This is a genomic window from Paenibacillus sp. 453mf (assembly GCF_900116105.1).
Lineage (GTDB): Bacteria > Bacillota > Bacilli > Paenibacillales > Paenibacillaceae > Paenibacillus > Paenibacillus provencensis.
Genome location: NZ_FPAC01000001.1, coordinates 23,792 through 37,086, shown reverse-complemented (window position 1 = coordinate 37,086; position 13,295 = coordinate 23,792). Strand labels below are relative to the sequence as shown.

The following is a 13,295-nucleotide window of genomic DNA, read 5'->3' as shown; positions in this document are numbered from 1 at the left end:
AGTCACACGAACTTACACAACACTACCTCGCTGCTGCTGTTAAATTACTCACTTACCTCAGTAATCTTGCTTATTCTATTGTCCCTGCCTTGATTAATAGTCTGTACAGCACTTCGGCTGCCTCTGCACGGCTTGTGTGTGCCGTTGGACTTAGGCGATTAGCTTGATCGCCTTTGATCATACCGCTGTGAACCAGGTTTGCGAAGCTCTCCTTGGCCCATTCCTGCACGTCTGCGAAGTCTTTATACTTGCTCAGTATAGAGATCGCTCCTTTCTCCGAAGCGTCTACGAGACGGGCTGCACGATCAACCATTACGGCCATCTCTGCCCTTGTAACAGGAGCATTGGGAGCAAAAGAGCTGCTGGTTCTGCCGGAGATCAGGTTATTCTCTACAGCAGCCTGTACATGTGCTGCATACCAGGCATTCGGAGCTACATCTGTGAAGCTGCTTGCTTCAGCCGAGATTGAAGTCAGATCCAGGGCGTTAACGAGCATCGAAGCGAACTGAGCCCGGGTCACAGACATATGGGGAGCAAATCGCTCACTGGTTATTCCATGAATGATTCCGTTTGTAGCAAGTTCAGTAATACTTTGAGCCGCCCAGTGACCTTCTAGGTCTGTAAATGAAGGAGTTTCACCTGGTGTATTGTCTTCCGGAAGTTCTCCAGGATCCGTTTCTCCCTCTGTATTCATTTCTAGAATTGTAACTGTGCCGCCTACTTCATTGGCTACAAGAAGCAGCGGGTTGCCTGTCGGACTGTCCGCAGCAGGAATGAATTCCAGACCTTCCGGTCCCGTATCTGTCGCCAGAATGTCCTCTTGACCATATTTGCGAGTATTCACATAGCTTGTAAACACGGGATTCTCCGGATTAGTCACATCGTATACCATGACCCCTCCCGTTCTCTCAAGGCCCGTAAAGGCATAGAGCTTGTCTCCTACCTCACCAACCGCCACATATTCCGGCTCAGGACCTTTCTTCGGACTGCGGTCATCCATCTCTTCATCATCATTGCTTACGTTGAAAAATTCAGGATTTATTTCTCCCGTAATCCGTTCAAAATCACTTCCGCTATCATACACCTGCTCCATCGTATCTGCATTCCAGATGGAGAAGGATCGGCCTCCGTACAAGTACAATTCTTCATATACGCCATTTTTCATACCCATTTCGGAAATGACACGAACATCGTCGTAGTCCTCCGTTTGACCCAGCCACTCGGATAAGGATGCAGACAGCTTGAAGTCCTCTTTTACATCAGATACCTTGAGCTCATTCTCAAGACCTTCCCATCCTGTAGCATCTCCTTCATTCGCTGTGAAGAGATACGCCTGGCCATTTATCGTGTAAGAAACGATGCCATCCGGCATATACAGGCTTTTGAAAGGAGCATTCTCAAGCTTCACCTGACCATCAGAGATCAAGTCAGCTTCGTTTCCAGGCTCGTTCAGATTCTTGGCTCCCAGTCCTTGCACAGAGATTACCTTCGCCTCTGCCAGATCAATTGCAGCAATGGCATTGTTCTCCTGCAGGGCCACATAAGCCGTCTTATTATCGTCAGACAGTGCAATATATTCCGGCTCAAAATCCGTCTCTGCCTTCTCCTTCGCGCCGATCGAAACGATAATTCCATCCTCGTTTACATCACCGCGAATATGTACGTCATCGCGTATCACTGAAGGATCGTTGAACAAGACCTGTTTTACTTCATCTGTACGTGTATCAATAATTGTGACACTGCCCTTCGGATCTGCCCCGATGCCATCACGAGGCTCTCCTTCATCCGCAGTCAAAATATAGCGTCCGTCCTTGCTGATCTTGATCATATCCGGCTGTACACCAACCGCATATTCCTTAAGCAGCTTGCCATCGTAATCCAAGACCAGCACTTTTCCTGCTTTCATGGATGCTTCTTCTTGTACCGCTACAGCAACATATTTCCCTACTGTGTTCACATCCACGCTTGTCAAATCGCCGACCTCAAAACCAGCTGCTGCCGCAAGCGCCTCAATGTTAATGCTGTTCACTTTGCTAGTCTTGCCGTCTTCGGCAAGCTTCACAATATCCAGACTTGGCGGCTGAGTAGCTCCGTTTACTAGATAAAAACTGCCGTTGTCCTTGTTATATCTGACGATCTCGGCAATACCGCCATCCGCATTGGTAACACCTACTTCATAGCTTCCGATCTTGTTGATCTGAAGTGCATTGCTATCTGCATATACGTCTGCGGGACCTACCGGTACCATACCAAGGGTAAGTCCTGCGGCCAGCAACATGGTTATGTATCTCCGTGCCTTAATTCTCATATTCTCTCTCCCCAATTAAATAATAGATTTAAGCTGCGTCTTGCTATTATATAAACTAACTATTAAGGGAATAGCAGCAAATTGTATGGCAGGTGTAAAACCAAACATGAGAGATTTAAGGATTAGATCCTTATGTACATATCCTAAAAAAGAAGGAGGCCCCGTTATCTGGGACCTCCTGTTAATTAGAACGCCGGAATCATTGTATCCGGGTGCTTCTCTTCAATATATTTTCTAGCCTCATCGCTGGTAAGCACTTCGGCCAGCTTCTGAATCGCTTCTGAATCCTTGTTATCCTCGCGCGCAACAAGTGAAATGGCATATTTCTCATCCAGCTCCTCTGTTACAATCGCGTCCTTCGGTGTGAGTCCCAGAGGGGAGGCATATGCAGGATACATCGTTACCAGATCAACATCCTCATATGCACGAGCAAGCATCAAGAGATCCACTTCCTGGAACTTGTAGTTCTTCGGGTTCTCCACAATATCAGATTGAAGTCCGTCCGTGCCTACGCCTTCCTTCAGCTTGATCATTCCATTCTGATCAAACATGGCAAGAGAGCGTCCGATGTTCGCCGGATCGTTCGGAATGGCAATCGTTGCACCTTCCGGAAGCGCATCAATACTGTCATAGTTCTTGGAATAGCCGCCATAAATGATATGGTAAATCGGAGTGACAACCGTCAGGTTAGCATCGGCATTCTCATTGTACTGCTGCATGAACACCTGATGCTGAAAGAAATTCGCATCCACTTCATTATTCTTGAGCGCATCGTTCGGCTGGATGTTGTCTGACACGTTAACAACCTCAAGCTCGATTCCTTCTTCCTTCAAAGTCGGCTTCAAGGCTTCCATCATATCGACCATCGCTGGAAGACTGCTTGCCACTCGCAAAGTCTGGGATTCACCGGTCTCTGATGCGCCTTCATTATTGTCAGCTGTATCGCCGCTATTGGAGCCGCAGCCCGCCGCGACCAGCATTATTGTCACTAATAATAGGAGCCCTGTCCACTTCATAACTCGTTTGCTGCTTAATGTTCTCATCAATTACAAGTTCCCTTCCAAATTTGAATTAGTTTAGCGTTTGTCCAAGCTTCTCGATAACAGATTACCTAAATATTGAACCAACTGCACAAGCACAATCATGATCATAATCGTAAACACCATAAGCTCAGTCTCATATCTTTGATAACCATAGCGAATGGCAAAGTCTCCAATCCCGCCGCCCCCCACGACACCGACCACGGTCGAGTACGAAATGAAGCTGATGGTTGAAGTGGTAAGGCCTCGGACCAAGCCGGAACGTGCCTCAACAAACAAAAATTTGAATATAAACTGCGGGAGTGTCGCTCCCATAGACGAGGATGCTTCCACAACCCCTCTTGGCACTTCAAGCAGTGATTGTTCTGCCAGACGCGAATAGGTGGCAATCGCCACTACGGCAAGCGGTACGGAAGCAGCGACGGTTCCAAGTGCTGTCCCCACAATCATTCGGGTAAAAGGAATCATGAATACGACCAGCAGCAGGAACGGGAACGACCGGACAATGTTAACGACAAAGTCGAGTACGCCAAATAGCGTCCGATTCTCATATTTCTGTCCTTTGCGCGTCAAGTACAAAAGTGTTCCCAGTGGAAGGCCCAGCAGTATGGCCGCTGCCAGTGAGATACCGACCATCAGAAAAGTCTGTCCGATCGATTCCCACATTTCAGAAGAATAGGTCTCCACATAATTAGGATAGAAATTAACGACATAATCGTATAGGCCTATAAAAAAATCACTCATCCCTCGTCACCTGCTTCCTGTTCCTCGTACCAGGCCAGCATATCTGGAGGGAGAGCCCCCTCTGCCAGCTGTACCGTCCGGAGGAGCTTGCCCGAATCCATGAAGGAGACGGATTGGCACAGCCGCTCCACAACAGATACCTCATGGGTAACGATGACGATGGTAATACCCATTTCCCTGTTGACATGCTCCAGCAGCTCCAGTACACCGCCTGTTGTCTTCGGATCAAGTGCGGATGTAGGTTCATCACAGAGCAGTACCTGAGGCTGATTCGCAAGCGCTCTGGCAATGGCTACCCGCTGCTTCTGCCCACCGCTGAGCTGAGCAGGATATTGTGCCGCCTTGTCTGAGAGGCCAACAAACTGTAAGTATTCCTGAACCCGCTGATTGCGTTCATCTCGTGAAACGCCAGCAAGCTCAAGCGGAACAGCGACATTTCCATGCACGGTTCGATTGGACAGCAGATTGAAATGCTGAAAGATCATTCCGATTCTTCTTCTCGCTTCCCGCAGCTCGCCTTCCTTCATCTGGGTCAGCTCCTGATCCCCCATGAAGACTTGTCCCTGGTCCGGCCTTTCCAATACATTCATCATACGAAGAAGAGTAGACTTTCCCGCGCCGCTTGCTCCGATAATGCCGTGAATGGTCCCTTGCTCGATATGAAGAGACACATCATTAACGACGGTCAAGCCACTGCCATGATGCCCTGCCCCGAATGTCTTGCTGACATGGCTTAGCGATATCACGTAAAATTCAGTCCTCCTTAATCATAAAAGAGCCCGCACCGGATAGAAGTACATAACCCGGGCGAGCGTGTGTAACACTTTTTCAAAAAATACAACCTTATAGATTATAGCATATATGTGCCTGAAATTCCCCGCTTTTTCAACATTTAAGGTCTAAATGTTGAAAAAATCACTAGTCTCAGTACTGTGTATTCCCGGACTGGGAGGTGTTCCCTGAAGCAAAGCCTTTGAATAGAGTAGGCACATCATGATAACGAGTATTCGTGATCCTGCCAGTGGAAGTACTGCTGTCTGTTCGCAGAATCGAATCCTTGACGTTCGAAATATCCGAGCTGTCCACATTCATCACCACTTTATAGGAGGTTCCGCCATTCTGACGAACAAGCTTGCCGATATCGTCGGCTCTGAAGTTCTTAATATTGAATGTACCTGCTGCATTCGCTTGAAATACTTTATCGTAGGCTTTATAAGCTGCTCCGCCTGTGATGTTCACCGTTCCGGAGGATTTCAAGGTTAATGCGTCCTCGCCCACATCCTGCCAAGTTACATTCGTGATATTACAGTTTCCATAACAGTGTACCCCGTCTGCTGCAGGTGCGCCAAGAACAACGTTCTTTAATGTGGCTCCCGCTTCAAGTCTGAACACTGGCTTCTGTCCTTCACCTTGTCCACCGTCACCAAGCGTATTCGGGTTGGCTACAAAGGTTTGTCCCTGCCCGTCATAAGTTTGTCCCGCAGGCACAATGATGGTTTCATTTACAGTTGTAGCCGCATTCATACTTCCTGGCAGTATACCAAATGCTGCCGCAACCAGAGTCGTAGATAACAAAGCTCCTGTTAAACGTTTCTTGAGCACTGTCTTCATAATCAATCCCATCCTTTACCCGTATAATTTGAATACAAGTCCTCACGATACAGGTGAATGTGCACCTTCACTTGCTTCGTGTGTTCCAGTATATCAAGGGATAGAAAAGTACCGGAATAATCATTAGACAAGGTGGTCCTCTTTAATGAATAATTGAAGTCTAAGTGTGCAGCAACACACCGGAATCAGCTGATTCATTACATGCAAGGTTATATTCTGTATCTCATCGTAACACACATAATCATTAGAAGTGTTTTTACTTAAACCAGCCTTTTTCCTTGAAATGCTTGATGGCCTCAATCCGGTTGCTGACTCCGAGCTTGTCCAGGATGACCGACACATAATTGCGTACCGTTCCTGTCGTAATGTACAGCTCATCTGAAATTTCCTTCGTATTCTTGCCATCTGCAATCAGCTCAAGCACAGCCTTCTCCCGATCGGTCAGCGGGTTCTTCTCACCATAACCTTCGTCAACCAGCTCTGCCGCATAGATTCTTCTTCCTGACATGACACTTCGAATCGTCTGGGCCAGCTCCTCAATCGGACTGTCCTTGAGCAAGTACCCGCTGACACCTGCCTTAAGGGCGCGCTCAAAATAACCCGTACGGGCAAATGTAGTCAGTATAATGACTTTGCAGTCCCTGCCCTTGATTTCCTCAGCGGCGTCGAGCCCATTCTTAACCGGCATCTCAATATCCATGATGCAAATATCCGGCTCATACTGATGGACAAGCTTGATTGCATCCTCTCCATTGTTCGCCCTTCCGATCACTTTCATATCCTCTTCAAGATCCAGCAGCGAAGCAAGAGCCCCTAACAGCAAACGCTGATCTTCTGCAATGACAATTCGTATCAAGATAATTCACCCCTATTTCACTCTGCCGCGAGTACTGCATGTGGCACAGCAATACGCAGCTCGGTTCCTTCATGCGTTGTGATTTGGAGACTGCCGTTTACAAATTCAAGTCGTTCCTTCATTCCTCTTAGACCATTGCCCCTAGACTTCTTAGCCGCTTCTCCAATCCCTCGCCCGTTATCCTTCACGATGATTGCCAGCTCGGTTCGCTCAGGGTGAATCGTTATATCACACCGGGTCGCCTCGCTATGCTTCACTACATTCGTCACGGCTTCCTTCAGCGACATTCCAAGCACATTCTCATTCATTAAGGATAGGTCACTCAAATGCTCTTCTCCTTCAATATGAAGCTCAATGTCAGCTGCCTTCAAAATTTGACGGATTCGAAACAGCTCGTCCTCCAGCCGCGCGCCTCTCATTTGGGTTACCATCTCGCGCACTTCCTTCAGTGCGGTGCGTGCCGTTTGCCGCACATCATCCATTTCACTCTGCGCACGCTTTGGGTCACGGATGACGAGCTTACCCGCCAGTTCACTCTTCAGGCCAATCAGCGACAGCTTCTGACCCAAAGTATCATGCAGGTCACGAGAAATTCTCTGCCTTTCTTCGAGCTTAACCAGTTCGGAGATCCGTTTATTCGCATTCTCCAGCTGGCCTTCAAGCCGATCTTGTTTATTTTTGTTATAGGTGCTGACAGGCAGCAAAATAACAGCCATCATACTGATCAGCACGAAGGGAAGCTGCTTAATGACGACTTCATTGGCCGAAGCCAGTGAGTAATTAATCGTAATAAAGGTGCTGACGAGGTGTACGGTATAAAGCGTAATAAACCCAGCCTTATTTTGAATCGTCCCGATGAAGAAAGCTAGAAACAGAGAAAAATAAACAAAGCCAAAAATGAGCGCCATCATAACCGAAATCGCGATTTGCATACCATACCAGATGTATACCGGCCATCCCCTCATGACAAGGCCAAGCAGATTTGAAGCAAAGAAGAGGATGATCAGCAAAACACCAAATACAATATATCCTCTGGAAGAAGATCCGATAATAAAATAAAACGGCAATATAAAACAGACCAGCCACACATAAGGGTTCAGGCCCGTATTCTTGCGGAACATATCCTGCCAGCGATGCATGCTGTTCACTTAAGCTCACCTGCTCATTTCTAAAATTATCCATCTTAACAGTAAAAAGACTACAGATGAAATGATCATCTATAGTCATCTTACCATAAGCATTGGGGTCTTATGCTTCCTATTTGAATGGCTGCAGTCTTCTTGATGCAAGCTCGCGCTGCGCTCGCTCCTTAAGACGCTGCCCTTTCTTATATTGCCTGAATGTTACGAATTTCTTCATTTCCTCATTCCATAATCGGAATCTCATCGCCTGGAAGCTCTCTATTACGGTAATCGTCGTTGCTTGCTGCAAAGGCGGCGTGGCGTTGTGCGCCTCTTCCAAATGGTAGTTTGGCACTCTTGGGCTCAGATGGTGAACATGATGGAATCCGATATTTCCCGTGATCCACTGCAGCGGCTTCGGAAGCTTATAATAGGAGCTGCCTTCAACAGCAGCTTGAATATAGGACCATTCTTCCTCATTCTCAAAATAAGAATCCTCAAAGGTGTGCTGTACATAAAACAGCCAAATGCCAAGCATGCTGGCAAAATAGAATATCGGCACCTGTACAAGCAGGAACGCCTTCCAGCCAATGGCCAGGATTAGAAGCGCGTACACAGTCACAATGAGCAGATTCGTCAAATACGTATTTAAGCGTTCTTTGCGCTTGGCATCGCGCCGATTAAATCGATATTGCAGCAAAAATACTGCAATTGGACCGATACCGAACAGAATGATCGGATTACGATAAACACGATAATATAGCTTTGTATACCATGGAGATTCATTATATTCGGTGACGGTCATCATCCAGATATCGCCGATCCCCCGTTTATCCAGATTACCGCTGGAAGCATGATGCATCGAATGACTGTATTTCCATTGCATGTAAGGGGTAAGTGAGATGACACCTGTCAGCGTACCCACAATGTTATTGGCTTTTTTATTTTTGAAAAATGAACCATGACAGCAGTCATGAAAGATGATAAATGTCCGAATGACAAAACCGGAAGCAACCAGGGTTATAGGCAAGGTGAGCCAGTAGGATACAGACAGACTTGCATATGCCAAATACCAAAGCACAAATAAAGGAATAAGCGTATTTACCATTTGGATTACACTTGCTTTAAGCTCCGTTCTTTCGTAAGGAGCCACTTCCTTTTTCAACTGGGTTTTAAATGATGCAGACATGACATCGTCTCCTTCATATCAGGACAGCACAGAGATCGAAGCATAACGATCCTATGTACTCGCGTCCCTATTCTCCTTCCATTATAGAAGAAGAATGTCACCCCTTGAAGTCATAAACGTCAAGTCATGAGTATGACAAATGTCATGTATCCTCCACCTGCGCAGATTATCCTCTTACAGTTGTCCTCCATACCATTCCAAATAACCAAGCTGATCAGCCAGGATAAAACATGCTGAGATTGCAGCCAGCAGTACCAACAGGAAGCACCAATCCTGCCACCTTACCTGAAGCTTCAAGTAAAAGTCGCGATTGCGCACCCCAGTGAATCCTCTTGATACCATGGCGACGGCTACCCGTTCGGATTTGCGGATACTGCTGGCAAGCAGCGGAATAGAGTACCTCTTGAAGGCATGAAGAAAAAAGCGAACTCCCCTCTGCCGCAGAATCCCACGCATACGGTGAGCCTGCTGCATGGTCGCAAGCTCTTCCCGAAATAGCGGCAAGAAGCGATAACCCGCCATAACCCCGTAAGCCAGCTTCGGAGACAGCTTGCACTGCTGCATCAGGCTAAACATCAGCTTCACTGGATCAGTCGTAAGAATGAACAAGAGCGAGAGCGCAGAGAATGCGAGGGTACGAAGTCCGAGGGACAGAGCGGTAAGCACCGTTTCTCGACCTGCCTCAAAGCCTCCGATCCTGATCCATACTACATCATCCATAGCGATGCTTTCTCTAGGGAAAACGATAGCTGTCCATACGTAGCCGAGTGCCATGATCAGAAACGGAGCAAACAGCAGCAGCCATCTGCGCCAGGATACTTGACCAAGCCGAGCCGTAAGCAGGATCGTTACCATTAAAGCGCTGAGCTGTGTTATGGGATCAAACGCAAAGGACAGCAGAATGACGCCAAGGGTAACTGCAAGTGCCTTGATACTCGGATTCATCTGGTGAAGATTCCAACCGGCGTGCTGAGCACTTTCGGAAGCAAGCAATGCCGCGTGAGCGGGGTGTGGGTTAGAGAAGTCCCTCTCCGTTGTGAGGTCTGTGCCTGTTCCAATGCCTGTGCTTGTTGCGATGTCCCTGTTCGTTGCGGTGTCTGTGTTTGCTTCGAGTGCTCTTGCCAGCTGTACCTCAAGCGGCAGCACCAGCTTCACCCCGGCAAGTCTGTCCTCGGGCCAGTGCCACAATGTTGTCGCGCTGTCATCCAGTTCTATTCCTCCATCCACCACCACGATCACACGGCTCGCATATGCCCGGACCCACTCCATATCATGTGTAATCATGATAACAGTAAGCCCTTGCCGGACCCTTGCCTTCAGTGCTTCCAGCAGCCGCAGAGATGCATAGGCATCCTGCCCGTAGGTGGGCTCATCACATATGAGCACCTGCTGCTCTTCCACAAGCATTGAAGCCACGCTCAGCCTTCGTTTCTGGCCCTGACTCAGTGCATAAGGACTGCGATCTGCAAGATGGGATAGACGAAACTCGGCTAGAAGCTCAGCTGACCTTAGCTGAACCTCTCTCTCGGGTATGCCCTGCAAACGCAGTCCAAATGCAAGCTCCTCGCTCACTTTATCCGTGACGAACTGATGCTCGGGATGCTGAAAGACGAGGCCCACCCGCTTGCGAATGATGGACTCCGGCAGCCGGGTCATATCCTCTCCGCCAGCCAGCACCCGCCCCTCCTTAGGCGTGAGCAATCCGGACAGAAGCCCGGCCAGGGTAGACTTTCCTGCTCCGTTCGGTCCAGTTACGGCAATGAATTCACCTCCCCTTACACTTAGAGAGACATTCTGAATGACTGGCCGATTCTGCCGATAGAATGTTATACCTTGGGCCTCCAGCACCGGATCCCGTCTCTCTTCATCTCTTCGAGGAAACGGAGATTGCTCAGCCCTCTCCCGCAAGTAATGACTAACCTGTTCTTGCTCAAGCACCGGACGCGATCTCCAATAATCAATGAGCTCCTCTGCCGTAAGTGGAAGGACTTCAGCCGTTCCAGGTACATGTTCACATAATTGCCGCTGCAGGCTCACTGGTCCGGGCACCCAAATTCCCATTTGATCCAGTTCAGCACGATACATGGAAAAAAATACGTCTGGCGCAGCCATTCGACATATTCGCCCTTCGTGATCCATTAAGACAATACGATCAACATCAGCCATCCAGGCATCCAGCTGATGCTCGATCAGAAGGACGGTTATTCCATGCTTCTTGCGAAGTAATGAGATGAGCTGAGCCAGATTTCGAGTAGAAACCGGGTCAAGATTAGCCGTCGGTTCATCCAGCACAAGGATGCCGGGCCGAAGTGCGAGTGCACAGGCGATAGCTAGACGCTGCTTCATACCGCCCGAGAGTGTATGAATCTGCGCTGTCCTGTACTGGTGCAAATCAACCATCTGAAGTGCTTCATCTATTCGGCCGCTGATCCTCTCATGTGGACATCCCACGTTCTCCAGGCAGAAGGCAGCTTCTTCTTCCACTGTCAGCATGCAGAACTGGCTGTCTACATCTTGAAAGACGATTCCTACTGCTTGTGCATGTACGGCTGCACTCTCTTCTGTCATGGATCTGCCCCATATCCTGACACTTCCCGTAACCATACTCTCGATCTCTTGCGGATAAATTCCGTTCAGACACAGCGCCAATGAGCTCTTACCGCTGCCGCTAGGTCCCAGGAGCAGCAGCATTTCACCTGGATTCAAGTCGAATGTAACCCCGTTTAATATGAGCGCAGCTTCTTCTTCGAACTTCAGCGTTAAATCTCTCACTTCAATGGCAGCAGAGGATCTGAGTATCTCATCAGCCGGCTGATCTTTACGCGGTTGGAGTACCATTATGCTTTGTGTGACCGGGCTGCTGCTTTGGCAACCGGAAAGCTCCGCAGCACACCGGTCCGAACAAGCGCATCCGCGATCCATTTTCCAAGCAGACCGGCCAGGAGTGCCCCACTGATGATACGAACCCCCAGCATCGCGATGACAAATTCAGGTGATAAAGCGGCGAAGCCGGATCGGAAGTAGCCCCAGGCGAAGCTGAACACCGCCGCACCAATACCTGACAGCATCAGGACCGGGAGCGAATATTTACGATAACGAACAGCCGCAAAGACCGCTTCAGCTCCAAGACCTTGTATCATGGCCGATACGATAAGAATGGGTCCCGTTGTATTTCCAATCAGGACTTCAATGATGCCGGCAATCGTTTCTGACAGAAAGGCAGCCCCTGGCTTACGAATAATGTAGGCAGCAATGATCGAGACAATGAACCAGATTCCGAAGATCACCTCATAACCCATCGGCCCCATAACACCTGTCAGCAGATTTCCAATCTGTAAGAACACGAGATAAATGACAGCAAAAACAACGGACAATGAGCTTAATACGATAATGTCACGCAGCTTCCAGGCTCCCATAAGCTATACCACCTTCCCTTGTACCTTTTTGGACGGACTGTTGCAGGACAGGGTTACAGTCATCACGACATGGGACACCGACTCCTGCGTCACTTCAAAGGACTGCTCCAATGTCTTAAAGATCGTATGTACATCTCCTTCAAGGCGTGTAGCGTAATGTATGCCCCCACCGTAGCTGCCATCGTCCTTCGCAATATCAACGACATGCGCAATCTTCTTCATGTATTCCGGCTCCCCGAGAGCGTACAGCGCATATTCCGCCGCTCCTTCCATACGGATGGAGGATACCGTATCTTCATTCATTCGAGCGGCATCTTCTGACATATACACTTCACCCGCCGAATCACCCGGACAGCCAATAGAGAAGGTGCCGCTGAACACTACGTGCTCGCCTGTATTTGCCGCATGCAGAAAGATCGCCTTCATTACATCAAACACATGCTCCAGCCTGCCTCGTACGCAAGTACTTACATCACCGGTCTCTGTCCATACCTTGGAGGTGTCTGCCTCCTTGATCGCACCAAGAATAATATCAACAAACCGATCACTCATCGGATATAGCGAAAAACGACAGCCCACGATTCGGCTTGTTCCACAGACTTCTGTACTCATTGCTCCATCTCCTCAGGTCAAGTATTGTTGAAACAACACAAAAAGAGCTGCACCCCTAAGTGAGTGCAGCTCAATAAAATGTGAAGCCCAAAATCTTACTTCATCTGAACCGAAGCCTTCGGTTCAGATTTGAATGGGCTATTATCATTTCATATCCCCGCACTTCCCCACGCTAGTATGATCTAGATCGGGTGTAAAGGGTTAACCGCCATCGTCCATTTCCTTCATCGACGTATTGGTCTCTCAGCCAGTTAAGGCACCCCTAGTGCTACATTTCGATTATGCTGTTCCAATCGTATCCCATTATACTGCTTTCTCCTGTTTTGTAAAGTTTGGATTAATTCAGCGATATATCTGAATTGTTTAAGAAGAATTTAAGCAGCAAGGCAGATAACAGC

Annotated in this window: 11 protein-coding genes and 1 riboswitch; all 11 genes read right to left on the bottom strand. The window is 48.4% G+C overall.

Annotated features, from left to right (window positions below):
* Window positions 1-70: 70 nt before the first annotated feature.
* The 11 genes from BM415_RS00180 to BM415_RS00130 all read right to left on the bottom strand — a co-directional run bounded on the left by BM415_RS00180 (window position 71) and on the right by BM415_RS00130 (window position 12,897).
* Window positions 71-2,308 carry a choice-of-anchor I family protein gene (locus BM415_RS00180; RefSeq protein ID WP_091153327.1) on the bottom strand — a complete coding sequence of 746 codons (2,238 nt, stop codon included), beginning with the start codon at window positions 2,306-2,308 and terminating at the stop codon, window positions 71-73.
* A gap of 185 nt (window positions 2,309-2,493) precedes the next feature.
* Entirely contained in the window at window positions 2,494-3,351 is an 858-nt protein-coding gene (locus BM415_RS00175) for a MetQ/NlpA family ABC transporter substrate-binding protein (RefSeq protein ID WP_244533238.1), read from the bottom strand.
* 33 nt (window positions 3,352-3,384) lie between these two features.
* A complete protein-coding gene (locus BM415_RS00170; protein ID WP_244533237.1) occupies window positions 3,385-4,014 on the bottom strand; it encodes a methionine ABC transporter permease in 630 nt (209 codons plus the stop codon).
* 74 nt (window positions 4,015-4,088) lie between these two features.
* Window positions 4,089-4,781: a methionine ABC transporter ATP-binding protein gene (locus tag BM415_RS00165; RefSeq protein ID WP_244533236.1), complete on the bottom strand. Its 693-nt coding sequence runs from the start codon at window positions 4,779-4,781 to the stop codon at window positions 4,089-4,091.
* Window positions 4,782-5,016: 235 nt separating this feature from the next.
* A complete protein-coding gene (locus tag BM415_RS00160; RefSeq protein WP_170862319.1) occupies window positions 5,017-5,703 on the bottom strand; it encodes a pectate lyase in 687 nt (228 codons plus the stop codon).
* A gap of 256 nt (window positions 5,704-5,959) precedes the next feature.
* Window positions 5,960-6,559 (bottom strand): response regulator transcription factor, encoded by a 600-nt coding sequence (locus tag BM415_RS00155; protein ID WP_091153321.1) that lies wholly within the window; start codon window positions 6,557-6,559, stop codon window positions 5,960-5,962.
* A 17-nt stretch (window positions 6,560-6,576) separates the two neighbouring features.
* Window positions 6,577-7,698 carry a sensor histidine kinase gene (locus BM415_RS00150; protein WP_091158932.1) on the bottom strand — a complete coding sequence of 374 codons (1,122 nt, stop codon included), beginning with the start codon at window positions 7,696-7,698 and terminating at the stop codon, window positions 6,577-6,579.
* 118 nt (window positions 7,699-7,816) lie between these two features.
* Window positions 7,817-8,869, bottom strand: coding sequence for a Delta(5) desaturase DesA (locus tag BM415_RS00145; RefSeq protein WP_091153319.1), 1,053 nt, complete (start codon window positions 8,867-8,869; stop codon window positions 7,817-7,819).
* Between the two features lie 174 nt (window positions 8,870-9,043).
* On the bottom strand, window positions 9,044-11,707 hold the full coding sequence (locus tag BM415_RS00140) for an energy-coupling factor transporter ATPase (RefSeq protein ID WP_170862318.1): 2,664 nt from the start codon (window positions 11,705-11,707) through the stop codon (window positions 9,044-9,046).
* The gene (locus BM415_RS00135; protein WP_091153315.1) at window positions 11,707-12,285 is read right to left on the bottom strand and encodes an ECF transporter S component; all 579 of its coding nucleotides are present in this window, start codon (window positions 12,283-12,285) and stop codon (window positions 11,707-11,709) included. Before BM415_RS00135 ends, BM415_RS00140 begins: the two co-directional genes overlap by 1 nt.
* A 3-nt stretch (window positions 12,286-12,288) precedes the next feature.
* On the bottom strand, window positions 12,289-12,897 hold the full coding sequence (locus BM415_RS00130) for a YkoF family thiamine/hydroxymethylpyrimidine-binding protein (RefSeq protein ID WP_091153313.1): 609 nt from the start codon (window positions 12,895-12,897) through the stop codon (window positions 12,289-12,291).
* Between the two features lie 147 nt (window positions 12,898-13,044).
* A riboswitch (TPP riboswitch) is annotated at window positions 13,045-13,171 on the bottom strand.
* Window positions 13,172-13,295: the final 124 nt, after the last annotated feature.